18 protein-coding genes are annotated in these 26,492 nt (G+C 59.6%); 16 read left to right on the top strand and 2 right to left on the bottom strand.

What is annotated here, in order from left to right; translation table 11 throughout:
- From glgB to AAID99_RS00515, 7 genes are all read left to right on the top strand, one after another.
- A complete protein-coding gene (gene glgB / locus AAID99_RS00545) occupies positions 1-2,217 on the top strand; it encodes a 1,4-alpha-glucan branching protein GlgB (RefSeq protein ID WP_498494222.1) in 2,217 nt (738 codons plus the stop codon).
- Between the two features lie 24 nt (positions 2,218-2,241).
- The gene (treZ, locus tag AAID99_RS00540; protein ID WP_498492718.1) at positions 2,242-3,996 is read left to right on the top strand and encodes a malto-oligosyltrehalose trehalohydrolase; all 1,755 of its coding nucleotides are present in this window, start codon (positions 2,242-2,244) and stop codon (positions 3,994-3,996) included.
- Between the two features lie 5 nt (positions 3,997-4,001).
- Positions 4,002-6,635, top strand: a complete 2,634-nt coding sequence (gene treY / locus AAID99_RS00535) for a malto-oligosyltrehalose synthase (protein WP_498492716.1) — start codon at positions 4,002-4,004, stop codon at positions 6,633-6,635.
- A gap of 218 nt (positions 6,636-6,853) precedes the next feature.
- Positions 6,854-8,230 (top strand): glycosyltransferase, encoded by a 1,377-nt coding sequence (locus AAID99_RS00530; RefSeq protein ID WP_498492714.1) that lies wholly within the window; start codon positions 6,854-6,856, stop codon positions 8,228-8,230.
- Entirely contained in the window at positions 8,227-9,360 is a 1,134-nt protein-coding gene (locus AAID99_RS00525) for a hypothetical protein (RefSeq protein WP_498492712.1), read from the top strand. The genes AAID99_RS00530 and AAID99_RS00525 overlap by 4 nt, the downstream gene beginning before the upstream one ends.
- Positions 9,357-10,289: a galactosyltransferase-related protein gene (locus AAID99_RS00520; RefSeq protein ID WP_188424579.1), complete on the top strand. Its 933-nt coding sequence runs from the start codon at positions 9,357-9,359 to the stop codon at positions 10,287-10,289. Before AAID99_RS00525 ends, AAID99_RS00520 begins: the two co-directional genes overlap by 4 nt.
- The gene (locus AAID99_RS00515) at positions 10,286-11,377 is read left to right on the top strand and encodes a glycosyltransferase (RefSeq protein ID WP_229719457.1); all 1,092 of its coding nucleotides are present in this window, start codon (positions 10,286-10,288) and stop codon (positions 11,375-11,377) included. Before AAID99_RS00520 ends, AAID99_RS00515 begins: the two co-directional genes overlap by 4 nt.
- Before the next feature lie 43 nt (positions 11,378-11,420).
- On the opposite strand, the gene AAID99_RS00510 is transcribed toward AAID99_RS00515, so the two are convergent.
- Both AAID99_RS00510 and AAID99_RS00505 read right to left on the bottom strand, forming a co-directional pair.
- Positions 11,421-11,657, bottom strand: a complete 237-nt coding sequence (locus AAID99_RS00510) for a hypothetical protein (RefSeq protein WP_188424577.1) — start codon at positions 11,655-11,657, stop codon at positions 11,421-11,423.
- A gap of 399 nt (positions 11,658-12,056) precedes the next feature.
- Entirely contained in the window at positions 12,057-13,460 is a 1,404-nt protein-coding gene (locus tag AAID99_RS00505) for an aminotransferase-like domain-containing protein (RefSeq protein WP_188424574.1), read from the bottom strand.
- Positions 13,461-13,730: 270 nt separating this feature from the next.
- Here AAID99_RS00505 and AAID99_RS00500 point away from each other — a divergent pair, with 270 nt between their 5' ends.
- From AAID99_RS00500 to AAID99_RS00460, 9 genes are all read left to right on the top strand, one after another.
- On the top strand, positions 13,731-14,924 hold the full coding sequence (locus AAID99_RS00500; protein WP_188424572.1) for an acyl-CoA dehydrogenase family protein: 1,194 nt from the start codon (positions 13,731-13,733) through the stop codon (positions 14,922-14,924).
- 71 nt (positions 14,925-14,995) lie between these two features.
- A complete protein-coding gene (locus AAID99_RS00495) occupies positions 14,996-16,417 on the top strand; it encodes an NtaA/DmoA family FMN-dependent monooxygenase (RefSeq protein WP_498494221.1) in 1,422 nt (473 codons plus the stop codon).
- A complete protein-coding gene (gene ssuD / locus AAID99_RS00490) occupies positions 16,414-17,625 on the top strand; it encodes an FMNH2-dependent alkanesulfonate monooxygenase (RefSeq protein ID WP_188424570.1) in 1,212 nt (403 codons plus the stop codon). The genes AAID99_RS00495 and ssuD overlap by 4 nt, the downstream gene beginning before the upstream one ends.
- A complete protein-coding gene (locus AAID99_RS00485) occupies positions 17,622-19,046 on the top strand; it encodes an FAD/NAD(P)-binding protein (RefSeq protein WP_188424568.1) in 1,425 nt (474 codons plus the stop codon). Before ssuD ends, AAID99_RS00485 begins: the two co-directional genes overlap by 4 nt.
- Positions 19,043-20,530, top strand: a complete 1,488-nt coding sequence (locus AAID99_RS00480) for an MFS transporter (RefSeq protein WP_498492709.1) — start codon at positions 19,043-19,045, stop codon at positions 20,528-20,530. Before AAID99_RS00485 ends, AAID99_RS00480 begins: the two co-directional genes overlap by 4 nt.
- A gap of 180 nt (positions 20,531-20,710) precedes the next feature.
- Positions 20,711-22,942: a TonB-dependent receptor family protein gene (locus AAID99_RS00475; RefSeq protein ID WP_498492707.1), complete on the top strand. Its 2,232-nt coding sequence runs from the start codon at positions 20,711-20,713 to the stop codon at positions 22,940-22,942.
- A 223-nt stretch (positions 22,943-23,165) separates the two neighbouring features.
- A complete protein-coding gene (locus tag AAID99_RS00470) occupies positions 23,166-23,336 on the top strand; it encodes a hypothetical protein (protein WP_159101685.1) in 171 nt (56 codons plus the stop codon).
- 98 nt (positions 23,337-23,434) lie between these two features.
- Positions 23,435-25,084 carry a phospholipase C gene (locus AAID99_RS00465; RefSeq protein WP_498492705.1) on the top strand — a complete coding sequence of 550 codons (1,650 nt, stop codon included), beginning with the start codon at positions 23,435-23,437 and terminating at the stop codon, positions 25,082-25,084.
- On the top strand, positions 25,065-26,417 hold the full coding sequence (locus AAID99_RS00460) for a cytochrome-c peroxidase (RefSeq protein ID WP_498492703.1): 1,353 nt from the start codon (positions 25,065-25,067) through the stop codon (positions 26,415-26,417). The genes AAID99_RS00465 and AAID99_RS00460 overlap by 20 nt, the downstream gene beginning before the upstream one ends.
- Positions 26,418-26,492 lie beyond the last annotated feature (75 nt).

The raw sequence follows: 26,492 nt of genomic DNA, 5'->3' as shown, positions 1-26,492 counted from the left end.
ATGGCTTTGACGCCACAAAAAGCTCTCAAGCCTCAGGAGAGAGTTCTGATCGACGAGATCGTCGAAGGGCGCATTCATGACCCCTTTTCCTATCTCGGCCGACACCGCGAAGGACGCAGCGGCATCGTGCGTGTCTTTTATCCGGATGCGGTCGAAGTACGTCTCGTCGCCGAGCGCAAAGGCAAGCCTTCGCTTGAAAAGAAGATGGAGCGCATCGACGAGCGTGGCATCTATACAGCCTCAATAAGCGCTCAATCGACGCGCTACAGCCTGCGGATTCTCTGGGCCGATGGTTGGCAAGAGACCTACGACCCGTACAGCTTCGGCACGCTGATCGGCGATCTCGATCTGTATCTTTTCGCCGAAGGAAATCACCGCGATATCGATCAGATCATGGGTGCGCATATCTGCGAGATCGACGGGGCTTCGGGCGTAAGGTTTACCGTCTGGGCGCCCAATGCCCACCGTGTTTCGGTAGTCGGCGATTTCAATATCTGGGACGGGCGTCGTCATCCGATGCGCCTGCGGCACAGCGCCGGTATCTGGGAATTATTCGTGCCAGGCATCGGCTCTGGTGAGCGCTACAAGTTCGAGATCATGGCGCAGGGGGGCGTGATCCTGCCTGCCAAGGCGGACCCCTATGCCCGTTATGCCGAACTGCCACCGGCGACCGCCTCTATCGTTGCACCGCCGCTGGAACATGACTGGCATGATCAGGAATGGATGGCGAAACGCGCCGAGAGACAGGCCTTGGGGGCGCCAATCTCGATCTATGAGTTGCATGTACCTTCATGGCAGCGTCGCAACAGCCCGACCGGCTATATCAGCTGGAACGATCTGGGCGATCAGCTCATCCCCTATATCACCGAGCTGGGTTTCACCCATATCGAGCTGATGCCCATCACCGAATATCCTTTTTCGGGGTCCTGGGGTTACCAGCCGCTCAGCATGTACGCGCCGACCTCGCGTCACGGCACGCCCGCTGAGTTCGCCCGTTTTGTCGATCGCTGTCATCAGGCCAATATCGGTGTGATCATGGACTGGGTGCCTGCCCATTTCCCGTCCGACGCCCATGGGCTGGCTCTTTTTGACGGGACCCATCTCTACGAACACTCAGACCCGAAAGAAGGCTATCATCAGGACTGGCACACCCTGATCTATAATTTCGGCCGTACGGAAGTGCGCAATTTCCTCACTGGCAGCGCCCTCTACTGGCTGCGCAACTTCCATCTCGACGGGCTGCGTGTCGATGCCGTCGCCTCGATGCTGTATCGTGATTACAGCCGCAAGGATGGCGAGTGGTGCCCCAATATCTATGGCGGGCGCGAAAATCTCGAAGCGGTCAGCTTCATGCGCGAACTATCGGGCATCGTCCGGGATTATTGTCGCGATGCCGCGCTTATCGCTGAGGAATCCACAGCCTGGCCGGGCGTCACGTCTCCTCCCGAAGTGGGGGGGCTCGGTTTCCGGTTCAAATGGAACATGGGCTGGATGCATGACACGCTGCGCTACATGCAGCAGGACCCGCTCTGGCGGCGCTATCATGGCTCGGACATCACCTTCGGGATGGTCTATGCCTATTCCGAGCATTTCGTGCTTCCCCTTTCTCATGACGAGGTGGTGCATGGCAAAGGCTCCCTTTTGTCACGCATGCCGGGCGATGACTGGCGTCGCCATGCCAATCTGCGTGCCTATTATGCGTTGATGTGGGCCTATCCAGGCAAGAAGCTGCTTTTCATGGGCGGCGAGTTCGCCCAGTGGGAAGAATGGCATAATGACCGCGAGCTGGCCTGGCACAGAATGCACGACACGCTGGGGCGCGGCGTTTACGACACAATGCGCACGCTTAACGCGCTTTATCAGCAGGAACCTGCGCTTTCCGCCCGTGATTTCGATCACGGCGGTTTCCGCTGGATCATTGCTGACGACACCGAGAATGCTGTTTTCGCGTGGCTGCGTGAGGCGCCCGACGCACCCCCTGTTCTCGTCGTGTGCAACATGACGCCAGTGGTGCATCACGAGTATCGCGTTGGTGTGCCTTTTGGCGGCGAGTGGGAAGAGCGCCTCAATACAGACCGCACGGAGTTTGGCGGTTCGGGCATCGGCCACGAAAAACCCATCCCTGCAGAGCGAGAATCTGCTCACGGGATGGAACATTCTCTCGTTCTGACACTTCCTCCCCTCGCAGTGCTCTATCTTACCCCCAAGCGAAGCTGAGTTTCCCTCAGCAGGAAGGCACCGATGCGAAAAGATTTCTTCTACCAGACCCGGTTCGGTGCCAATCTCCAGAGCGACGGAACGACACGTTTCTCGCTCTGGGCGCCTTCGTGCCAGGCGGTCTCTCTTGAAATCGAAAATGACACGCCGCGTGCCATGACCCGCGACCAGGAAGGCACTTTCACTCTTGTGACAGAGTGTCCGTCAGGCGCGCGCTACCGCTATCGCGTGCGCGATGATCTGGCCGTCCCGGACCCCGCCAGCAAAAGCCAGCCGGAAGGCGTTCACGGCCCGAGCGTCGTCACCGCACCCGCAGAGTATGTCTGGCAGACGCCACAATGGCAGGGACGCCCCTGGTGTGAAGCTGTCATTTACGAACTTCATGCAGGGCTGCTCGGTGGCTTCGAGGGCGTGCGCAATCGGCTGGACGAACTCAAGACACTCGGCATTACTGCCATAGAGATCATGCCGATCAACAGCTTCGGCGGCACACGGAACTGGGGGTATGATGGCGTTCTGCCCTACGCCCCCACCAATGCCTATGGCGAGCCCGATGACCTCAAGCGGCTTATCGATACCGCGCATCATAAAGGCCTGATGGTCATTCTCGACGTGGTCTACAACCATTTCGGCCCTGACGGTAATTTCCTGCACGACTACGCGGAAGACTTTTTCGACCACGAGAATAATTCCACCTGGGGCACAGGCATCGCTTTTGCCAAACCGCAGGTAGCCGATTTTTTCATCGACAATGTACTCTACTGGCTGATGGAATTCCGCTTCGACGGGGTTCGCATCGATGCAGCCTCGGCGATCACCGACCATACCTGGTTCGGCAAACTGCGTGAGCGCGTTGCCGCGCATGTCGAACAGGGGCGCCATGTCCATCTGATTCTCGAAAACGAGAACAATGATGCGGGCCTGCTGCGCAACGGCTTTACCGCCCAGTGGAATGATGACGGGCATAATGTGCTGCATGTCATGCTCACGGGTGAGACCGAGGGCTATTATGAGATGTTTGCTGAACATCCAACACGCATACTTGCCCGGGTCCTGCATGAGGGTTTTGCCTATCAGGGCGAGATCAACCCCTATTCCGGCAAGAAGCGTGGCATGCCGAGCGGCGATCTGCCCGCCTCAAAATTCATCCTCTTCCTGCAGAACCACGATCAGACGGGCAATCGCGCTCTGGGTGAGCGCCTGATTTCACTTGCCTCTCCCGACGCGCTGCACGCTGCCTATGCACTTTTGCTTCTCAGCCCGATGGTGCCCATGCTGTTCATGGGAGAAGAATGGGGATGTCGTTCGCCCTTTCTCTTCTTCTGCGATTTTCATGATGATCTCGCAGATGCCGTTCGCGAAGGCAGACGCAAGGAATTTGCGAAGTTCTCGGCGTTTCAGGACCCGGAAAAGCGCAAGACCATCCCTGACCCCAATGCGCTTTCGACTTTCGACACGTCTCGGCCCGATCGGGAGGAGAGAAATACGCTCGAAGGTCGTATCTGGCTCGATCGTACGCGCAGCCTGCTGGCGTTGCGTCAACGCTGGCTCGCCCCTTATCTGGCCCAGGCACATAGCCTGAATGCAACTGTCATAGGCGACAAATCCGTGCTCGCTCGATGGAAACTCGATAACGGTGCCATCCTGACCATCGCCCTCAATCTCTCCGATCACGAAACATGCAGGATCAGTGAGCCGGGCAAGCTTCTCTATAGCTCTGCAACCAGACGAGCAGTAGAAGAACTTCCTCCTGGCAGTCTCGTCGCCGGTCTGGAGTAATGCACATGAACCCCCTCCCCCTTACCGCTACGCTTCGACTGCAATTCCATCGCGAATTCACTTTCGATCAGGCCATCCCTCTCGTTCCGTATTTCAGGAAACTGGGGATAAGCCATATATATGCTTCTCCGCTTCTCGCTTCCACACCCGGCTCAATGCATGGCTATGACACGATCGACTGCCATCGCATCGACCCCGATCGCGGCGGCATAGAGGGGCTGCGCCGACTGGTGGCGAGGCTGCGTCAGGAAGGCATGGGGCTGATTCTCGATATCGTTCCCAATCATATGGGTGTCGGCCCCGATAATAGCTGGTGGATGGATGTTCTGCGTCTCGGCCAGCGCAGCGCTTATGCCCAGCATTTCGACATAGACTGGCGCCCGGCGGATGTGAGCCTGCATCACAAGGTGCTCCTCCCTTTTCTGGGGGCGCCCCTCGGTGACATTATCCATTCAGGCGAACTGACGCTCGGCTTCGACGCAGCCAGCCATCACGCGGTACTGCATTACGGCGATCAGCGTTTTCCGCTCTCGCCGGAAAGCGAGAAAACACTGCTCGAAGAGGCTGGTCACGACAATGGCCGTCCTGTCGACGCAGGTTTTCTGAATTCCGCCGCAGGCGAAGCCGTTCTGGACCGCCTCAAGACATTGCTGGACCATCACACCAAGGCCGGGCGGGCACGTCTGCGTACACTCCTTGATGCCCAGCATTACCGCCTCGCCTGGTGGCGCGTCGCCGGTGATCTCATCAACTGGCGGCGCTTTTTCGATGTGACCTCCCTCGTCGCATTGCGTATGGACCAGCGTATCGTTTTCGACGACGCGCATCGTCTGGTGTTCGATCTGTATCGCGAGGGGCTGATCGACGGATTGCGCGTCGATCATGTCGATGGTCTCGCGCGCCCCGCCGAATATTGCACACGCCTGCGCGCACGGCTCGATACGTTGCGTCGCGAACGCCCTGAATCCTTGCAGGAGCAGGCGCCGTTCTTCGTCGAAAAAATACTGCAGCGAAACGAGATCCTCCCCCTCGAATGGCCCGTCACAGGAACGACCGGCTATGATTTTCTCGAGCAGGTCGATCTCCTGCTGCACCATCCCAAAGGTGAAACACTTATCACCGAACTCTGGTCGGCATTCGGCCCGGCCGATTTCGAGGAAGTCGAGCAGACCGCACGCCACGAAAAGCTCGACACCTCTTTCGTCGGCGAATTCGAAACCTTGGTCGCATTGCTTGCAAAGGAATTTCCGCTGGAGCGCGACCTCACACCCCATGCCCTTGGCGCGACCTTGCGTGCGGTTCTGACCGCATTTCCGGTCTATCGCAGCTATTTTGCCGATGGGGGCGATTCAGGCGCCGATTTCCGCGCGATCGATCGGGCGCGCCTGGCCGCCCAGCACATGCTGCCCGCCTATCAGCACAATATTCTCGACCAGATCTGTCAGTATCTTGCCGATGCACGCATTGATACAGCAGAGCGTCAGGATATTCTCGAGCGTTTCGAACATCTGACAGCACCGCTCACCGCAAAGGCGGGCGAAGATACGGCATTTTATCGCTATGCCCGCCTGCTCTCCCGCAATGATGTCGGCTGTAGCCCCGACCGGTTTGCTGGCTCAGTGCTCCAGTTTCATACCTTGAACAAGGAGCGCCTTGCCACTCACCCTCAGGCATTGCTGACGACAGCAACCCATGACCATAAACGGGGTGAGGATGGCCGTGCGAGACTGATGGTGCTGAGTGAGCCTGAGGCCGAATGGCCGCATACGGCACGACACTGGCTGGCCCACACAGAATCCCTTCTCGAAAAGACCTCTCACGGTCCGTCACCGGTTCCGGCAGATGCCTATTTCATTTTCCAGACGCTGATTTCCTCGTGGCCGCTGGAAAAGAGCGAGATGGCTGCCTATCCGGAGCGACTGGAGGCCTATTTCACCAAGGCACTACGAGAAGCAGGCGAACGCACGGGATGGAGTACGCCCGACGAAGCCTATGAAGAGGCCTGTCTGACCTTTGCCAAGGCGTGCGTGGGGGGCGAGTTCAGCGAGGAACTCACCACCTATATCAACCGGCTGGAAAACAGCGCTGCCCTCAACAGCCTCTCCCAGACATTGCTGCGCGTGACCAGCCCAGGGGTGCCGGATCTGTATCAGGGTCGAGAGGGATGGGATTTCAGCCTCGTCGACCCCGATAACCGCCGCCCGGTCGATTACGCAAAACTGTCGCAGGATCTGGAGAAGGGCGAAGATTTCGCCGAGAGTTGCCATCACTGGAAAACGGGGCGCGCCAAGCAGGCCCTTATCGAGACAGTGCTGGCCCTGCGGCTAAGGCAGCCTAATCTGTTCGAAGCCGGGCGATATCTACCCGTGGCTGTCACGGGGCCGCTTTCGGAACATATCGTAGCCTTTGAGCGTGAAAGCCCCGAGGGGGCTTATCTGGTCATCGCAACACGCCTGACCATGGCCCTCTCCCCCAATAATGATCTGAGCACTGTCCATTCCGGCTGGGCGGAGACTCATCTTGCGGTTGAGGGCGAGTGGGGAAGTCTGCTCCACCAATACACGAGCACGAGGGGCAAGGCATTCTCTCTCGCCTATCTTGATCGGGCCGTACCCATTGATGTTCTCTTCAGAAAATAAACAGCAAATCACCCGCGAGAAAAAAGGGGGAGATGGGGCAACCCTCTCCCCTTTTTTGATGAGTCCGGTCCGGTTCCCGAGGCCGGGTGAAGAATGGCCCCCAATCGGCCATCTGTTCCATTTCAGCATCATTTTGCATCAATGCGATTTTCGATCACCCGCATTAGAAACCGCCTCTCATAAGGTGGCGTTCTATCGCCCCATAGATGAGGTGACGCGTGCATATTCTCCATATTGCGCTTGGCGGCTGCCTCCGCGCTCCTCCTGTCACCTATGGCATCACCCCCGATACCGGCGGCCATATTGCGTATGTGCTCGGGGCAGCACTCGCTCAGGAGCGCCGCCCCGATGTCGATCGGATTACTATCGTAACAAGACGATTCAGCAATGAGCATCTTGGCGCGGTGCATGATCAGGAAATCGAACCTGTTTCCGACAAGATCACGATTGTCAGATTAGGTGCGCCGGGCGCTCCCTATTGCGAAAAGGAGGCGCTCTCCGCCCAGCTCCCTGCGCTTTCATATGCCCTGCGGCGGCTTCTGACGCGACCCGACTACCGCCCTGACGTCGCCCATGTGCATTTTGCCGATGCCGCGTCTCTTGCGCTCTCCATGTCGGGAAGCGAACGCCTTCCGGTCGTCTATACGCCTCATGCGCTCGGTATCGACAAGCTCCACTCTGGCGGGACGGCATCTTCGGCACTGTATGACAGGATTGCCCTCGAGACATGCGCCATTCGTGACGCTGACGCCCTGATTGTCTCGACACGAGATGAGGCCGATTGCCAGATCCCCCGCTACGGCGTCCCAACGGCGAGGGAAAAAACACATATCATCTCCCCTGGGGTTCCCGCTCTGAATGACGTGGATGCCGAACACGGCGCGCGCTTCCTGAAAGGAAAGCTGACGCATCCGGCGCGGCCCCTCATCCTTGCTATTGCGCGCCCTGTCGAGAAGAAAAATCTGGCTGCCTTCGCGACGCTATACGCGCAGGACACAGCCCTTCAGCGCAAGGCCAATCTCCTCATTCTGAGCGGGCAACACACGCTTCTCCATCCGGGAACGGAAGAAGCCGGGGTCGTGTCTAAGCTCAAGCAGATCCGGGCCCGTTATCGTCTCGATAGCTGCTTCGCGCTCCCCTCCAGTCATAGCCCCGATGATGTCGCGGGGCTCTATCGGCACGCTGCTGCATCGGGGGGAGTTTTCGTCAATCCCGCACGTCATGAGCCCTTCGGCCTGACCCTTCTGGAGGCTGCATCAGCAGGCCTTCCTGTCGTAGCCACAAACCAGGGTGGTCCGGTGGACATTCTCAACCGGCTTGGCCATGGCCTTCTTGTTTCACCTGACTCGCCGGACGCTTTGAAGCTGGCGCTTCATCGTCTGCTGGACAGGCCAGAACTCCAACAGCACCTCGCCACGGCGGCAAGACGTGCAGCCCCTCTGCTAGGTTGGGAGGCTTATGCCCGCGCCTCGATCGCAGTCTACCGCTCGCTTACCCGGAAGAAGCACGATCTGGCGCCTCGCGGCTTTGCAACCAGATCCGCTCTGCCCCTCATTGAACCCGATCACGCTGCCCTTTCAGGAACCGTCATATGACCAGACCTATCGGTTATTTCGTCCATCATCAGGGGCGCGGGCATGCCGAGAGATGCCTGTCGATCATCAACGCATTGCCGGCGTCACGACCAGTTACGATATTCTGCGCGCGCGATGATCTTTTCCCCATGCTGCCGGCTCATGCCGAGCTGATACGAATCCCGTCACTCTTCGAGGCAGACGGACACGAAAATTCGGCACTGGCAGACATTCCGACCCCGCGCACCGTTCACTGCGCGCCTTTGGGCTGGCCGGGAATTCGCAAGGCAATGGGGCAGATCGTCGCCTGGTTTGTCGAGGCCGATCCTGCCCTGATGATCTGCGACGTTTCGGCCGAAATCGCTCAGCTCAGCAGATTATGCAGCGTGCCTCATATCAAGATCCTCCAGCATGGTGATCGCGATGATGAAGGGCATCAGGCAGCGTATGACGGCGCGATTGGCGTGCTGGCGCCGTTTTCCGGCAAGCTCGCCCAGCCTGAGTGGTACGGCGCGCTGCGCAACCGGGTCTTTTTTGCAGGCGGTCTGGGCAAGGCTGACAGCCTTCCGGAAAGGGAGGTCGCCCGCCGACGCCTTGGACTCGATGACACGCGCGAAATCATTCTTGTCATGGCAGGCGGTGGCGGCACCGGCTTCACCGCAGCCCCTATCGCCGTCGGCGCGCGCACAAGGCCCGACGCGCTCTGGATAACGATCGGCCCCATGGCGCGCGACTGGCATGCTACGGAACCGGGCAATCTGGTCCATCATGGCTGGGTCGAGCAGACGGCAGACTATATCGCGGCAGCTGACTGCATCATCGCCAGCACAGGCAATACAACCTGTCAGCAAATCCTGGCGGCTGGCAAACCCTGGCTCGCCGTGCCGGAATGGCGGTATTTCGACGAGCAGCATCGCAAGGCGGAATGCCTCGCCGCCGCCGGGATGGCAACCATTCGCCCCCATCTCCCAAGCTCCGCCCAGGCCTGGTCGCGCGCGCTGACCGAAACCTACAGCCACCACGCCCCTGAAACCCAGCGCGCCGCCATCGACGACCAGCCTGCAGAACGCACCGCGCTCTGGATCGAAGGCCTGATCGCCCGTTTCTGGAATGACCACCCCACCTCTGTCCGTGAGACTCTCCTTCCATGAAAACCCTGTCTGTTCTGACCCTCGCAAAAGGACGGCCTGCGCATCTGGTCAATATGATGCTCGGGCTCGCACGGCAGAGCGTTCTGCCACACGAGTTCATCATCGCGGTCATGCAGGACACGCTCTACGACAATCTGCCCGAGATGCCTTTTCCGGTACGGCAGGTGAAAATCGATCCTCTTGCCCTGCGTCTCTCGGCCGCCCGCAACCGCGCTGCGTCACTCGCCAGCGGCGAGGCACTGGTTTTTCTGGATATCGATTGCATCCCGGCCCCTGATTGCCTGCATGACTATCAGAAAGGCCTCACAGAATGTGACGGGCTTCTGATGGGCGAAGTCATGTACCTCCCGGCAGGCGCATCCCAATCGGGCTGGACATATGCCGGGTTCGAACAGAATTGTGCCCGACACTCCGACAGGCGCGGGCCGCCAGCAGAAGGCGTTGAAATCTGCTCGGATTATCGCTGTTTCTGGTCATTGAATTTCGCCATACGACGCGACAGCTTCATGGCGTCGGGCGGCTTTGACGAAAGCTATGTCGGCTATGGTGGTGAAGATACGGACTACGCGAAAGGCTTTACCCTTTCCGGCGGGATGCTGGGCTGGCTGAAAGGCGCGCTTGTCTATCACCAGCACCATGCCCACCATATGCCACCGGTGCATCATCTGGAGACGGTGGTCAAAAACGCAGAGCGCTTCGAGGGAAAATGGGGCTATCGCACCATGGGCCACTGGCTGCATGCCTTTCGTCTCATGGGTCTGATAGACGATACTGCGGGGCGCCCTATCCGCATTCTGCGGCAACCCGATGAGGCAGATCTCGCCCTGACCGGGCAGCAGAGTCATCAGCCCTATGCCAATACAGCGTCGGTCATTCGCATCCTGGAACAGCGCACCGCCCCCCTCGCCCAGAGCCTTGCTGCAGAATGACCCCTCTGCGCATTGCGCTCGTCGCGCATCCGCGTCATCCGATCGCAGAACCCTTCAAGGGCGGGATGGAAGCCCATAGTTTTCATCTCGCCAAAGGGCTGATTGCACGTGGGCACGATGTCACCCTGTTCGCGGCAGGTGACAGCGATGCGCGCTTTACGATCGATCCTGTTCTGGATGTCCATTACGATCGCGATTTCCCTTGGGAGAATGCCCGGCCTGACCCCAGGCTCTACCCTGTTCTCGACAGGGCCTTCGCCTCGGCGTGTCCGCGTATTTTCAGCAATGCCTTCGACGTCGTGCACAATAACTCTCTCCATCGCTTCGTGATGCAGGGCGCCAAAAAGAGTGGTCTTCCCTGCGTCACATCCCTGCATGTGCCTCCTTTCGAAGCCATTCACGGGGTGGTGCGCGACAGTCTCAGCCCCACCCACCGGGCCACGGTTACATCACAGCGACAGACATTGTGCTGGTGGCCCGAGGGAACGCCTGACACAGCCGAAATCGTTCATAACGGCATCGATCTCGCCCTTTGGCCATGGTCAGGGAAGCGCGGAAATCATGCTCTGTGGTGTGGCCGGATCACGCCAAATAAAGGCCCGCACCACGCGATAAGAGCTGCGCGCCAATGCGGCATTGGGCTGAGGCTTTTCGGCGTCAAGGAAGATGATACCTATTTTGACAGGGAAATCGCCCCGCTGCTGGACGAAAAGATCATCTATGGGGGCGTGCTGGACGGCGCAGGGCTGGCAGAACAGATGCGCGAGGCCGCCCTGCTGCTCTTCACGCCATGCTGGGATGAGCCGTTCGGGCTTGTGGCGGTTGAAGCCATGGCCAGTGGCCTGCCCGTCGCAGCTTTTGACCAGGGGGCTACGCGTGAAATCATCGGCGAGGAAGCCGGACGTTTTGCGCCCCCCGATGACCCTGTTGCCCTGGCTGCGGCCATCCTGGAGGCTCTTAAGATTGACCGGATCATTCCCCGGCGTCGCGTGGAGGAGTATTTCAGCCTCTCGCGCATGGTCGACCGGTATGAAGCACTCTATGAAAAGGTCATCACGTGCCATACACGGACGCACGCTGCTGCCTGAGCTTCAAGCCTGAGATTTCAGAATGCCGGGGGGCCTTCTGTGCTCAGGAAACGCTCATGTTATAGACGGCAAACATGGCCCAGAAGAGCGTACCGCCCAATGCCCAGTAATTGGTGTGGAAATGATCTTCCAGATCGACCGACGTCCCTGCGACGGCCCAGGCGAGGCAGACATGGAACATGAGCACACCCACCACCATGGCGATCATGCGATACCGCAGGCGCCGCTGGGCAGATTCTTCCTGTGCGGCCAGCGAGGGATTAGCGAGTTCTGCGTTCATCCTGACTCTCCTTGAGAGAGGCGTCGGCGGTGGATGGTGCGTCCGCGGCGCCAAGCTTGATAAGCAACGCCGCCTGCCCAGTATGTCTGATGAGAGACATCCAGCTCGGGCAAAAGCGGCTGGTGTCCTATTCTATGGGGAGTTCTGACCGTCGACGCAAGAAATTGTATGGATATGAAAAACCATACAAAATAATCTTTATCATGTTCTGGATAAATTTAGCTCACACAAATGCATACAATATGCCATACGTGAAAAAACAATCTGCATGAAAATCGTTAGATCATTGTTTTTTCTCTATTATTATATCTCTTTTTCGTGATCTTCTCCAATGGATGTTTCAGATGAATTCGCGGTAAGCCAGTCTTTTCACAGGCTGGTTCCTCGCCTCATGCCCCCTCAAACGACGTCCGAAAACCCTTCTGCCGGGCGATATTCCAGCACAGAGCGCAGATTGGTCAGCGAATCCCGCAATTCAGAAAGATCTGACGCGCTACCCAGCGCCATGCGCACCGCAGCCGGCGGATCGCCACTCACGGTAAAGACCGAGCTGGGCACAAGGGCCAGCCCCTGACGGCGGGCGAAAGCCACGAAATCGGCACTGCTCCACCATTCTGGCAAAGAAAGCCAGACATGGGGGCTCGGTGTTTTGTCGGGTGCCCGCGAGCCCAGTATCTGGCGCATGACCACGTGGCGCTGTGTCAGCTCATCGCGAATGCTGCGCAGGCAGTGCTGTGCCAGGCCGGTCTCGATCCAGCGTGAAACGATGGCGTCGAGAATACCGGCCTTGGCCAGACAGATAGCTCTCACTCCCGAGGTGATGCGCCGGGTCATTTCTGCCCCCGGCAGCACGATATAGGCCGTGCGCAGACCTGGGCTAAGAACCTTCGACATGGTGGCGACATAGATCACCCTTGTCGGGTCGAGCATCGCCAGCGTCGGTGGAGGTGCCTTAAGCAGAAGACTATAGGGATCATCCTCGACGACGCTCATCTGAAAGCGTCGCGCAATGGCCAGAATGGCCTCACGGCGAGGCACCGACCATGTTGCCGTCGTGGGGTTCTGCAGTGTTGGCGTACAGTAGAGCACACGCGGGCGATGCCGGGCGCAAAGCTCTTCCAGCGCCTCGGGAATCATCCCTTCCTCATCCTGCTCTACACCCAGCAGCACATAGCCGAACTGGGCGGCGATCGAGCGCATGCCGGGATAGGTAAAGAGATCGGTTACAATGGCTTCGCCCGGTCTCACGAGCGAACTCATGATGGCCGAAAGAGCCACCTGCGCGCCGGGCACGATCAGCATTTCACTGGCACGCCGCCTGCCCAGAACCGGCGCCAGCCACTGCATGCCCAGTTGCCTGTCCTGCAACGTACCGCCCGTCACGCGATATGACATGAGCGACTGCGCATCCTGCTGTTTGAAGATGGCGCTAATTTCACCCTGGATCATGGCCTGAATGCCCGGATCCTGGGGCAGAGGCGGCGAGTTCATGGTCAGGTCGAGAACGCTTCCTCCCGCAATGCGCCAGGAACTACCGCCTGCATTGATCCTGACAAAAGTACCACGACCGACAGTGGCATCGAGCAGGCCGCGCTTCTGCGCCTCGGCAATGGCGCGCGTGACTGTGCTGAGATTGGTGCCAAGACGGGTGGCGATCACACGCTGTGGCGGCAGTTTTTCCCCTTCCTGCAACTCGCCCTTGCGTATGGACTGAGCAATGGCTTCGACAATCGCGAGATAAAGCGCGCCCGTATCGCGGCTGATCGCGATTTTCCATCCTTCGAGACAGGCTTCGGCCGCCATGCTGCTTCTCTCTCCCTTAGCGCCTATCCCGCTCTTCTAGCGCCCCTTGGCCCGGCCTGAAATGGCCCCGTCTCCGGACATTCGGGCAACCCGGATCACTCCGGGGCAGAAATCTTGTCAGGCCTTATTTAACTATCGTTCATAGTTGTATTTTTAAATCAACGCATTTCACGTTGACATGTGCCCATATATTGATTTGTTATAAAAGAATAACAACGCTCGGACGATGTGGAATCGTCTTCACACCACATTTCGCAAGGAAGTCGCCCGATGAGTTTTACCGAAATTTTTAGTGATATAGGCAAGGGCGCTTCAGATCGCGACCGCAAGGGAACACGCCCCTACGATTCCGTTTCCGCCCTTGCTGCGGCAGGATTCGGCCGGTTGCGCCTTGGCAGGAACGAAGGCGGTTACGGGCTCAGCTTGTCGGAAAGCTTCGTGCAACTGCGCGAACTGGCGCGTGCGGATTCGAATCTGCCCCAGATCTTCCGCGCCCATTTTGCCTTTGTCGAAACACTGCGCGCCGGCCTGCCCCAAGCCGAAACCTGGCAGGGCCTTGTCCGTGACAACAGGATCTTCGGCGCAGCCATGGCCGAGCGTGCCAACGAAACCAGCGTGACGACCGAGGTAACCCACGGACTGAACGGTCTCGTGCTCAATGGCCGCAAATATTATTCGACCGGCACACTTTATGCCGACTGGATCATTGTCTGGGCGACATTGGGCGGCGACAGGGTGCGTGTTCTGGTGCCCGCCACGGCAACCGGCGTCACGAGGCTGGATGACTGGGATGGTTTCGGCCAGCGCCTGACTGGCAGCGGCACGACCCTGTTCGATCAGGTCGCCCTCACTCCTGACCAGATCGTCGAGCGGGTCCCTGCCGATACGCCCCCCAGCCAGCCTTTTCTGGGTGCGTATTACCAGCAATTCCACAACACGACCCTGGCAGGCATTGCCCAGGCTGTGTTGCAGGATGCTCTGGCTTTTGTTCGCCCGCGGGAACGCGTTTTTGGCGTGCCGGGCAAGGTCAGTCAGAGACATGACCCAATCGTTCAGAGCGTGGTCGGCCGTCTGTCTTCCCTCGCCTATTCCACCGCTGTTCTGGCCGATCAGGGCGCAAGAGCCCTCGAAGCTATCGAACCGCTCTTTCTGGCTGGCGCGCATGACGACGATGCCATCGAGCAGGCGCAGGAGCAGATCTTCAAGGCGCAGCAGATCATCACCCAGCAGACACTCGAGGCAGCAACGACGCTTTTCGAGGTGGGTGGCGCCTCTGCCACGTCTGAATCGCTCGATCTCGACCGCCACTGGCGCAATGCCCGCACCCTTGCCTCGCACAACCCCGCCGCACAGCGCCAGCGCGAGCTTGGCGATGTGGCGCTGAACGGCACACGACTTTGGACACCCTATCGCGACGGTCTGCGCCGATTGGCCGAAACCCGTCGCGCCGGAGAAGCCGCATGACCTCTTCCTCGCGCCAGCCCTCTCATTCCAAGAGCGGCACTCCCAAGACCCTGCACGTCAATCTCTTCGAAATGGCCTGTGTGAGCCATATCGTGCATGGCATGTGGCGCGAGGAAAGCAATAACCGTCACCGCTTTGGCGAGATGGGCTATTGGCTCGACACAGCCAAACGCGCCGAAGCCGCCGGAATGGATGCGATCTTTCTGGCCGATGTGATCGGAATCTATGACCGCTTTGGCGGGCTCGACGCCTCTCTACGCCTTGGGCTGCAGATCCCGAATCTCGATCCGCTCTCTCTGATTCCGGCCATGGCTGCGGTTACGGAGACACTGGGTTTTGCCGCGACATTCTCGACCACCTATGAGCCGCCTTTCGCCTTTGCCCGCAGGATGAGCACGCTCGATCTGCTGACCAACGGGCGCGTGGGATGGAATGTCGTCACCTCCTACCTCCCCAACGCTGCCCGCAATTTCGGGCTCGATGGCGAGCTCGAGCATGACAGCCGCTATGATCGCGCCGATGAATATCTCGACGTGCTCTACAAGCTCTGGGAAGGAAGCTGGCAGGAAGACGCGGTGATTCAGGACCGCGAGTCAGACCGCTACACCGATCCCTCGCGCGTGCGTCATATCAACCATGAGGGGGCGCATTTTCGTGTCGAAGGACCGCATCTGGTTCAGCCAACGCCCCAGCGTACACCGGTCCTGTTTCAGGCGACGGGCTCATCACGTGGCCTCAAGACAGCCGCGCGCCATGCCGAAGCGATCTTCATAGGCGGCCGCACACAGGAAGAGGTGCGCTCTCATATTGCCCGGACAAGAGCAGAAGCCGCAGCCCAGGGGCGCGATCCTGCCGAGCTGAAATTCTATGTGATGGCCGGTCTGATCGCTGGCCGTACGGAAGAAGAGGCACAGGCCAAGCTTGCCCGGTATCGCGCCTATTACAGCGTGGAAGGGGCCCTCGTTCATGCCCAGGCAGAAATCGATCTGCGCCAGTTCGATCCATCCATCACCATCGGGCAGGCTCTGGCCGAAAGAGGGCGCAGCCTTGGCAATATGGGGCGCCGTTTTGGCACCGAGCTGACGGTTGGCGCGGCGCTCGAGCAGATTGCCAGCTTCGATGAGGGGCGGTTCTTCGCTGTCGGCACACCAGAGCAGATCGCCGATGCGCTCGAAATCTGGCTCGATGAAGACGGCATCGATGGCATCAACCTGCGCCAGTATCACAGCTCTGAAACGCTTGATGATTACGCAACGCTCATCGCGCCAGAGCTGCGTCGTCGGGGGCGCCTGCCTGCACCTGCCCAGCCGGGTGAAACGCTGCGGCACCGCCTGACAGGGCGGGACCGCCTGCCGGACAGTCACCCTGCTGCAATTCAGCGCAGGAATTTCGCCCCGCCCCAGCCCCGCACCGAAACAGCCGCCCCCAACGCGAGCCCCTCGCCAGCAAACGCCCAGAATGCGAATGCCCAGAAAGAGAGCGCCCTGTCATGACCACGATCCCGTTCAACGCTGCCCCTGAAAAAATCGCTGCGGGAGACAATGCTCCCGACAAGATCAATGTTCTGTGGTTTCTGCCGACCCATGGCGACAGCCGTTATCTGGGCACCAGTGAGGGTGGCAGGGCGGTCGATCTTCCCTATCTGCAGCAGATCGCCCGCGCTGCAGATTCACTCGGTTATTACGGCGTGCTGCTGCCGACGGGGCGCAGCTGCGAGGATAGCTGGGTCGTGGCCTCGGCGCTCGTCACCTCTACCGAACGTCTGAAATTTCTGGTGGCCGTGCGTCCGGGCCTGCAATCGCCGACGCTTGCCGCGCGGATGACGGCAACGCTTGACCGCCTCTCTGGCGGGCGGCTTCTGATCAATGTCGTGACGGGAGGAGACCCGCGAGAAAATGGCGGAGACGGCCTGTTCCATAATCATGCCACGCGCTACGCCATTACTGACGAGTTTCTCGACATCTATTCGCGTCTGTTGCGTGGCGAGACAGTCGCCCATGACGGGCCGCATTTCCGCATCGAAGACGGGCGGCTGCTCTTTCCGCCGCATCAGGAAAACGGTCCTCCGCTCTATTTCGGCGGTTCCTCCGATGTCGGCATCGATATTGCGGCGCGTCGTGTGCAGAAATATCTTACTTGGGGTGAGCCTCCGGCGCTCGTGCGCGAGAAGATCAGCCGTGTTCGTGAGGAAGCCGCAAAAGCGGGGCGCGAGGTCAGCTTCGGCATCCGTTTTCATGTGATTGCCCGCGAGACCACGGCAGAAGCCTGGCGCGAGGCCGATCGCCTCATTTCCAAGCTCGATGACTCCACCATCGCCGAGGCGCAATCTGTCTTCTCCCGCCTCGATTCCGTGGGGCAGGCACGCATGAGCGCCCTGCATGGCGGCCGTCGTGACAAGCTGGAAATCAGCCCCAATCTCTGGGCTGGTGTCGGCCTTGTACGCGGCGGTGCAGGCACGGCGCTCGTGGGTGACCCGGCAACCATTGCCGAACGGATGGACGAATACAGACGCGCAGGGTGTGACAGTTTCATCCTCTCCGGCTACCCGCATCTCGAAGAAGCCTATCGCTTTGGCGAACTCGTTCTGCCGCTTCTGCCCACCGCTCACCCCGTGCGTGCGGCGCAGACCAGCAGCAATATGGGGCCATTTGGCGAAACCATTGCCGGTAGCCACCGGCCAGGCCGGGTTTCCTCCTCATGACGGCCCAGTCAGACACCCGAATTCCGATCGTCATTATCGGTGGCGGCGCGACTGGCGCCATGGTCGCCTGGCATATTTTGCGCCTGCGCCCTGATCTGGGGCGTCATGGCGTGACCATTATCGAGCCGCGGGAGCAGCTCGGTGCAGGTCAGGCCTATGGCACCCATGACACGCAGCATCGCATCAACGTGCCTGCGTCGCGCATGAGCCTTCAGACGGCAAAGCCGAGCGATTTTCGCGACTGGCTCGACCTTGATGCCCTGGCCGCCATCGACCCTGATGCTTTTCTGCCATCAGGCGACCTCTATCCCTCGCGCGCGCTGTTCGGCCGCTATCTGGCAGCGCGTCTGGCCCCCTATCTGGAAACAGGGCGGCTACGCCATCTGCGCGGCACGGCAGAGGACGTGACACTGGAAGGCAAAGACTGGAAAATCAGCGTCAGCGAGGGGAGATCTCTTCTGGCGCAAAGGCTGGTGCTCGCCACCACGCATCCGGCCCCTTCCCTGCCGGCCCCTCTGGCGCCGCTGGCCCAGGAGCCACGGATCATTGGCAATCCGTGGCGTGACGATGCGCTGTCGCACATAGCCCCGCAGGATCGCGTCGCCATTATCGGCACAGGGCTGACCATGGCCGATATCGTGGCCAGCCTGACAGCACGTGGCCATAGCGGCGAGATAGTGGCTTTTTCCAGACGAGGATTACGCCCTCGCGCTCATGCGCCACAGGCTTCGGCCCTGTCGGACATATTGAGGCTGATCCCTTCCACGACGGCGCTCGGTCTGCTGCAACGCATCCGCTCTGCGCTGCGCGATCACGCCGATCTCTCGTGGCACGAGATCATTGATGCCGTGCGCAGGCAGGGGCGCGGCCTCTGGGGCGCCCTGAACGAGGTCGAGCGTCGCAGGCTGATACGCCATCTCCGCCCGTTCTGGGATGTTCATCGGTTTCGTATCGCCCCTCAGGTCGATCATATCCTGCAGACACGTCTCAATGAAGGACGCCTGACCCTCGGCGCAGCACGCCTGCTGTCGGCACAAGCCACAGCGGACGGGATTGTCCTGACCCTGAAGACACGAGGGGGCGCGGAAGAAACCCGCGTTGTCGATCATGTGGTCAACACGACAGGCCCCGATCATGCCGGGATCGTGCGCCATACGCCCTATCTGCGCGCGCTGGCCGCAGCACGGCTTCTCGAGGCCGATCCTGTCGGGCTCGGCCTTCATACCGGGGCCGATCATCATGCGCGTGTCGGCACGCGGAGCATTCCCGATCTGCTGATCGCAGGGCCGCTGTCACGCGGGCAGTTCGGTGAACTGATGGGCCTGCCAGAGGTAACGGAAAACGCGCAGTCAGTAGCGAGCACCATCGCTTCTCTCGTGCCCCAGACACCCCATGTCTTTTCGGATGAGGTGCGCTCATGAGTGCTCTGCCCCCCCAACCTGCCTCGCGCCCCGTCATTCGCTCGGCCGATGACATTGCCGCCCTGATCAATCAGGGGCCGACAGGCAGGGGTCATGCCAATATCATCGTCATGCTCGCCCTCGGCGGTGTGTTTCTCGACGCCTATGATCTGACGACCCTCTCCTACGGGATTGGCGACGTGCAGAAATATTTCGGCCTTTCGGGCTACGAAACCGGCATGGTCGCAGCAGCCATGAGCGCCGGCACCATCATCGGCAGTCTGTCTGGCGGCTGGTTGACCGACCGCATCGGGCGCTATGCGGTGTTCATGGCCGATATGGCCTGCTTCGTCATTGCAGCCTTGGTTGCTGCTGCTGCGCCAACGGCCAGCATTCTGATTCTGGCGCGCTTTGCGATGGGGTTTGGCGTCGGGATGGATCTGCCTGTTGCGATGGCTTTTCTTTCCGAATTCTCGAAGCTTTCGGGCAAGGGTAGCAAGGCCGGGCGCGCTGCTGCCTGGTGCCCCACCTGGTATGCGGCCTCTTCCGCCTGCTTTCTGATCGTCTTTGCGCTCAACGCGATCGTACCCGCCAGCCACCCCGACTGGCTGTGGCGTGCGTCGTTGGGTTTTGGCGCTGTGCCTGCGCTGATCATCATTCTGGTGCGCAGCCGCTACATGAGTGAATCGCCCATCTGGGCAGCACGTCATGGCGATCTGGAAAAAGCCGCTGCCATCCTGCGCAAGACCCATGGCATCGACCCGGTGCTTCAGGTGGCGGTCAAACCGCAGCCTGTGCCATCGCCGGGCATCATGGCCCTGCTGCGTGCGCCGCTGCTGCGACGGACGATCCTTGTGATTGGTATGAAAATCGTCAGCGCCACGTCTTATGCCGCCATTGCCTTTGGCGCACCGAGCCTGCTCAGTACCATGCTGCATCTGGACCGCACACAGGTACTGGCGGTTTCGATTGCCCTCAATCTGGTGTTTGCCCTCAGCGGCGGGCTGCTGGGCGTACGTCTGACACGCTCTTTCGGATCACGCCCCATCACGGTGGCCGGTTATGCGCTGCAATGCGTCGGCATTCTGCTTCTGGCGCTTGTCGGCACGCCCCATTCCACGCTCGGTATCGTGCTGGTCATGACAGGGTTTGCGGCCTTTCTGTTTGCTCAGGGTTTCGGCCCCGGCTGCCAGCAGATGGTGTATCCGACGCTCAGCTATCCGACCGAACTGCGTGGCACGGGAATTGGCTTTACCAATTTCGTGGCCGGGTTTGCCGGAACATTGAGCATGTGGGCGCTGCCCTCGGCCTTCACCTCGATGGGCACGATCATTTTCTGGGTCATTCTGATTGCCCCGGTTGTCGGCATAGCGCTCCATCTTGTCCTGCGCTGGGAGGTGTTCGGCTATGACGCCGATAGCGACAAGGCGCTGGAACGCGCGCTCGACACCTCTCGTCGTTCCCTGCCGCATGAAACGCTCTGCCCCTCAGGACGCAGCGTGTGACTCATCGCTGTGGCGCGGCCATTTCCACCCGGCCGCGCCCTGCTCATCCAGAACCAGTTCCAGCCGGAAAAGCTGACATGATGAAAAACTGCGTCTCTCCGATTTTTGCCGCCCGGTCACGATGTTCGTCCGCGCCTTCTCCCCTGATCTCTACTCATCGCCCGAACGGACATCGACCCAATGAAACGCCGCCACCGATCTGATTTTCTTTCCTCACGACGCGCTCTTATCGGCGCCAATTCGCTGGTGCTTCTCACCGGCATGAGCCTGCTCCCCCATGAAGGCGCCTATGCCGCCAAATTGGCTTCGAAAGACACCAACAAGACACGTCATGCAGCGCCAACCCGCGCCGCAGCCAGGCCTGCAAACAACAAGCCCACCCTCAAACCCTCGACTGAATCCATTACCGTTTCACAGCAGCGTCTCTCTCCTGCCGCAGCGGCCTCGCGCCAGCTCGACACGGTGCCGGGCGGGGTATCGGTGATCAATTCGAAAGAAGTGCTGCGCAGCCGCAATCTGACCAATGCCGATATTCTGGCATTTCAGCCGGGCGTTTTTGCCCAGAGCTCCGGTGGTGGTGACGGATTGCGCCTTTCCATTCGCGGCTCGGGTATCCAGACCGGCACGAATTATTTCCGCTCGGGCATTCTGATGATGTTCGACGGTCTGCCGGTCACGACCCCGGCAGGAACGCCCTACGAATTGTTCGAGACACTCGGCATCCAGTACACCGAGGTACTGCGCGGCGCGAATGCCTTCGATTACGGTGGCGTGCAGCTGGGTGGCGCCATCAATTACGTGACCCCGACAGGCTATACAGCCGACCATTATCAGGCCCGTGTCGAGGCAGGCAGCTTCAACTACAACAAGCAGCAGATCAGTTCTGGCGCGGTCATTGGCAAATCCGATTATTATATCAGCATCACCAAATCCTATCGTGGCGGCTATCAGGCCCAGACAGCGGCGAGCAGCTTTGGCGTGAACGCCAATTATGGCTATCGCTTCAACGACAATGTCTCGACACGACTGTTCTTTCGTTATCGCCAGACGCAGAACGGCTATCCCGGCTATCTGACGCGTGACCAGATCGAAACCAATCCCAAACAGGCACAGGCGCTCTACGCCACGCTGCATGGCCATCGCATTCAGCCAGGCAGCAAATTCTATGGTGATATGACCACCATACGCATCGATGACAAATCGAAGCTCGAACTCGGTTTCGACTATCAGGATGCGCCAATCGATATCCAGAACACGGCAACCGCCCAGCGCTGGGGCTACAAGACCGTTGCAGGCGTGGTGCGCTACAGCCGTAACGACAAGCTTTGGGGTCATAAGAGCGAGACGCTTTTCGGCGTCGACACCTATACCGATCTCGAAGCCTGGCAGACCAACCGCTCACGCACCACAACCGGCATTTATGCCAAGATCCCCTTCGGCACTGTTCTGCGCCATTCGGATTACGGCGGCACCGATAATTACTTCCACATCCGGAACAATTTCGAGCTCTTCCATAATTTTTGGCTTACCGCTGCGGGTGCGCTCGATTTCGTTCAGCGCTCGATGGATGTTGCCTATCCGACGACGAGTTCGGTCAGCACATCCGGGCTTGGCTTTACTCCGCGTGGTGGCTTTCGCTATGTCATTTCGCCGCATGTATCGATCTACGGCAATGTAAGCCGCAGCTTTCAGCCACCCAATGACTGGCAGCTTCTCTCTGGCGCGCTTTACACCTCCGGCCCGGCGCAGGGGCTCAATGCCTCAGGCGTCAAGCTGGACAACCAGACAGCCACGACCTATGAGGCAGGCACGCGCGGCGAGTGGAAGAACAACCGCTGGAGCGTCTCCTATTACTACTCCGACGTGCGCAATGAGCTGCTGACGGTCATGACACCGCTCTCGCAGCTTTACGGCGCGACTACCTACTCCAACGCCAGCCCGACGACGCATCAGGGCGTCGAGGCCTCGCTCGAGACCGATCTCATCAAGTGGTCAGGCGGCAAGCTGGGCCTGCGTCAGTCCTATACGTGGCAGGACTTCCATTTCAAACACGACGCCGTCTTTGGCCGCAACGCGCTGCCGGGCATTCCGGCCCATTTCTATCAGGGCGAGATACGCCTCGATCTGAAGAACGGGCTCTATGCCAATTTCAATACGCAGGTATCGTCGAAGGTCTCAGGCTCATATGACGACACGTATTTTGCGCCGTCCTATCATATCTTCAACACGACCATAGGCTATGACTGGCCGCATAAGCACCGTCAGGTTTTCCTGTCGTTCAACAATCTCGCCAACACCCATTACGCCTCCATCGTCGTGCCGGGCTATATCGCAGCGGGCAAGCAGCTAGCCGCCTTCCAGCCGGGCGACGGCTTTGGCGTGTTCGCCGGGGTCTCGGCAGGGTTTAACTGAACCCCAACAACGTGGCGCGTTTCACATGGAGGCGCGCCCGTCAGGATTGCCTGCATCGCAGACCTGTCCCTCCAAACGCCCGGTTTTCGTCTGTGCCAATGCAACGCATTGTTCGCTCAAACGCTTTGGCCGGGCAAATTCATGGAATGGTCACACACCATCGCCAGCGAATCCTCTATCGAGGCGCCGTAACCCGACGGCCTTCTGGAAAAGGAGCAGGTCAATGGACTATCAGCTTCAGCATCAAACCCCTACGGCTCCCTCGGATCGCTGGCGTCAGACGCTCGTCGCTGCGTGGCGCGAGCATCGTCTGACTGCCATTTCGCTGCAATCGCGTCGTGGCGCGCTGATGGCTCTGGACGAAGAGACGCTGCGCGACGATGATCGCACCTGAGCCACAAGCGGCTGGTCTCTCACCTATCCGGTGCCCCTTTCGGTGCCTTGAAAGACCGGTGCCTTCTCTTTTCTGAACAGGTGTTGTCGTATTTTCCCATGAGTTTTCCGATCCGTTCTTTCGCCTCCGCCCTTCTCGCCCTCACCAGCCTCAGCGCCCCCCTTCAGGCCCGGGCCGAGATACAGACGAAAACGCCGATCAAGCATGTGGTGGTGATCTTTGACGAGAACGTCTCGTTCGATCACTACTTTGCCACCTATCCGCAGGCCGCCAATCCCGAAGGCGAGCCGGTGTTTCTGCCCAGACTTGGCACGCCGCCAGCCAATACGCTGCTGCGATCGAACCTTCTGGTCACCAACCCCAATACCAATCCGGCCAATGGGGCCGATGCGGCGCTTCCTTTCCGTCTCGACCGGACACAGGCCAGCACGGCAGACCAGAATCACGGCTACACAGCCGAGCAGATGGCCTATCACAACGGCAAGGCCGATCTCTTTCCATTGCATACAGGCCGGGGCTCGCCCGGTGGCGTCGGGGCTTTTGCCACGCGCGGGCAGGTGATGGGATATTTCGACGGCAACACTGTGACTGCGCTCTGGCGCTACGCCCAGCGTTTTGCCATGAGCGACAACGCCTATACCGACACCTATGGCCCCTCGACGCCAGGTGCGCTCGAGATTGTTTCGGGCCAGACCAACGGGCTGCATATCACGGCCTCTTCGCAGAAGCCCTCGACGCGTGATGCGGTCTCGCCTTTCATCAATGACGGGCAAGGCGGCATGACCATGATCAACGATATCGACCCGACGGGCGATGTCTGTTCGGTGCCGGGTGAGCAGGTCTGGATGGAAGGCCGCAATATCGGCGATCTGCTGACGGCGAAAAACGTGAGCTGGGGCGGGTTCATGGCGGGGTTCGATCTCTCGCAGCATAACCGCAATGGCACGAGCGGCTGCCAGCGCGCCACCTACTCAACAGTCGTGGCGCAGACGGTGGTTGACTACATCCCGCATCACAACTGGTTTCAGTATTACCCCAGCACCTCCAACCCGAAGCATCTGCGCCCCTCAGGTGTAGCGGCCATCGGTCAGACCATGGGTGTGGATGGCAAGACAAAAGACCCTGCCAACCATGAGTATGATCTGGATGATTTCATCACCGCCACCAATGCGGGCCATATGCCTGCGGTGTCGTTCCTGAAACTCCCGGCGTTTCAGGATGCGCATGCTGGCTATTCCGACCCGCTGGACGAGCAGGAAGGCATGGTGCGTCTGGTCAATTTCATCCAGTCGCGACCGGAATGGAAGGATACGGCTATCATCATCGCCTATGATGACTCCGATGGCTGGTATGACCACGCCTTTACGCCTGTACAGCACAGCTCGCATGACATGCAGGCCGACCAGCTCAACGCGCCCGGCCAGTGCGGCAAGGGAGCCCCGTCGGCTGGGGTGAAGGGCGCCCCCGTGAACGGACGCTGCGGCCCCGGTACGCGCACACCGCTTCTGGTTCTCTCACCCTGGGCGCGCCGGAATGCGATCGATCATACCCTGCTGACGCAAAGCTCGGTTCTGCGCTTTATCGAGAACAACTTCCTTGAAGGCGCTCGTCTTGGCGGCGGGTCTTTCGATCAGGATGCGCAGGATATGGACGGGCTGTTCGACTTCAAGAGCCAACCCGATGCCTCACCGCTCTATCTCGCGCCGAAAGACGGATCGGTGCTGCGTGATGCGCCAAAGGTTTTCTGATTTCGTCGAAAGGGAAGAACGCTCGGGAAGTGTCGGCGGGCAGAGCGCCAGCTTCCGCAGCTTTCTGACGAAGGCGTTTCTGCTCGGAACGCTGATGGCGAACGCTCCAGCCGCACTGGCCAAGGATTGTTCCCCTGCCAGCGATGGCAGCAACCCCTGCCCGGTCACGCTGGTGCGCCCCCCTGTTGCGCCGCTTTCTGCCATGGCAAAGCTCGGCAAGGCGCTGTTTTTCGATAAAGGGCTCTCCGGGTCTGGGCAGCTTTCCTGCGCCTCGTGCCATGTGCCGAGCGCGCATTACGCGCCAGACAACGCGCTGGCTTTCGCCAAGGGCGGTGTAGCGATGGACAAATTCGGCGTACGTGCCGTGCCTTCGCTCACTTATCGCGAGCGCCAACCGCCTTTCAGCGTTGGCCCTGATAATGCCACCAGCGAGACGGCGCCGCCTCCCCCACCACCACCCGGCATTAAAGGCGTCAAATCGGCCAGTAATACCGGTGCCTCGGCGCAAGCCATGGTGCCGCAGGGCGGCTTGTTCTGGGACGGTCGGGCCGAAACGCTGCAAAGCCAGGCCGCCGGGCCGCTATTCGATACACGCGAGATGGCGGCGACCCACGCCGGTGTCGCGGCCCGCCTGCGGAATGCGCCCTATAGCGCCGATCTGTTTCGCCTGATCGGCGCCCATGCTTCTGACGATATGCTGATTGCCGAGGCGCTTTTCGCGCTGGCGCGCTACCAGATCGAAGCGCCGTCATTTCACCCTTACTCGAGCCGCTATGATGCCTGGCTGGAGGGGAAAACCCGCCTGACACGAGACGAAGCCGAAGGGCTGCGACTTTTCAACGACCCGGCGAAAGGCAATTGCGCCGCCTGCCATCTGAGCGCCGTGGATGAGGAAGGCCGACCGCCGCTCTTCACCGACCATCAATACGAAGCCCTCGCCGCCCCGCGTAACCCCCTTGCCCCCAAAGGCACCTACGATCTCGGCCTCTGCGCAGCGGGTCGCGCAGATATCGGCCACAACGACGCTTATTGCGGCTTCTTCCGCACCCCATCGCTGCGCAACAGCGCCACGCGGAAAGTGTTTTTCCATAACGGCGTCTTCACCTCGCTGCGTCAGGTCATGGATTTTTATGTGCTGCGAGATATCGAGCCGGAACGGTTTTATCTACTTCAGAGTAACGGAACCCTGAACCTATATTCCGATGTGCCACATCAATATTGGAAAAATATTGACAATAGTGACGCACCTTTCGGCTTTCGCTCAGTTCCTGCTCTCACTGAGGATGAACGCGAAGAAATCACACTATTTTTACATTCATTAGATGACAATTAGTAATCTCTATGCCCATTTAAACGAAATATTCTCTATATTATATAAAACACAATTATCTGAACCAGAAAAGAAGCG

The sequence above is a fragment of the Asaia sp. Ae19-3 genome, from assembly GCF_059801175.1.
This window is presented reverse-complemented; position numbering and strand designations above follow the sequence as displayed.

Bases quoted from the DNA above. Each gene is read 5' to 3' on its own strand.
- glgB (WP_498494222.1), top strand. From the start codon at position 1: ATGGCTTTGACGCCACAAAAAGCTCTCAAGCCTCAGGAGAGAGTTCTG.
- treZ (WP_498492718.1), top strand. From the start codon at position 2,242: ATGCGAAAAGATTTCTTCTACCAGACCCGGTTCGGTGCCAATCTCCAG.
- treY (WP_498492716.1), top strand. From the start codon at position 4,002: ATGAACCCCCTCCCCCTTACCGCTACGCTTCGACTGCAATTCCATCGC.
- AAID99_RS00525 (WP_498492712.1), top strand. From the start codon at position 8,227: ATGACCAGACCTATCGGTTATTTCGTCCATCATCAGGGGCGCGGGCAT.
- AAID99_RS00520 (WP_188424579.1), top strand. From the start codon at position 9,357: ATGAAAACCCTGTCTGTTCTGACCCTCGCAAAAGGACGGCCTGCGCAT.
- AAID99_RS00515 (WP_229719457.1), top strand. From the start codon at position 10,286: ATGACCCCTCTGCGCATTGCGCTCGTCGCGCATCCGCGTCATCCGATC.
- AAID99_RS00510 (WP_188424577.1), bottom strand. From the start codon at position 11,657: ATGAACGCAGAACTCGCTAATCCCTCGCTGGCCGCACAGGAAGAATCT.
- AAID99_RS00505 (WP_188424574.1), bottom strand. From the start codon at position 13,460: ATGGCGGCCGAAGCCTGTCTCGAAGGATGGAAAATCGCGATCAGCCGC.
- AAID99_RS00500 (WP_188424572.1), top strand. From the start codon at position 13,731: ATGAGTTTTACCGAAATTTTTAGTGATATAGGCAAGGGCGCTTCAGAT.
- AAID99_RS00495 (WP_498494221.1), top strand. From the start codon at position 14,996: ATGGCCTGTGTGAGCCATATCGTGCATGGCATGTGGCGCGAGGAAAGC.
- ssuD (WP_188424570.1), top strand. From the start codon at position 16,414: ATGACCACGATCCCGTTCAACGCTGCCCCTGAAAAAATCGCTGCGGGA.
- AAID99_RS00485 (WP_188424568.1), top strand. From the start codon at position 17,622: ATGACGGCCCAGTCAGACACCCGAATTCCGATCGTCATTATCGGTGGC.
- AAID99_RS00480 (WP_498492709.1), top strand. From the start codon at position 19,043: ATGAGTGCTCTGCCCCCCCAACCTGCCTCGCGCCCCGTCATTCGCTCG.
- AAID99_RS00475 (WP_498492707.1), top strand. From the start codon at position 20,711: ATGAAACGCCGCCACCGATCTGATTTTCTTTCCTCACGACGCGCTCTT.
- AAID99_RS00470 (WP_159101685.1), top strand. From the start codon at position 23,166: ATGGACTATCAGCTTCAGCATCAAACCCCTACGGCTCCCTCGGATCGC.
- AAID99_RS00465 (WP_498492705.1), top strand. From the start codon at position 23,435: ATGAGTTTTCCGATCCGTTCTTTCGCCTCCGCCCTTCTCGCCCTCACC.
- AAID99_RS00460 (WP_498492703.1), top strand. From the start codon at position 25,065: ATGCGCCAAAGGTTTTCTGATTTCGTCGAAAGGGAAGAACGCTCGGGA.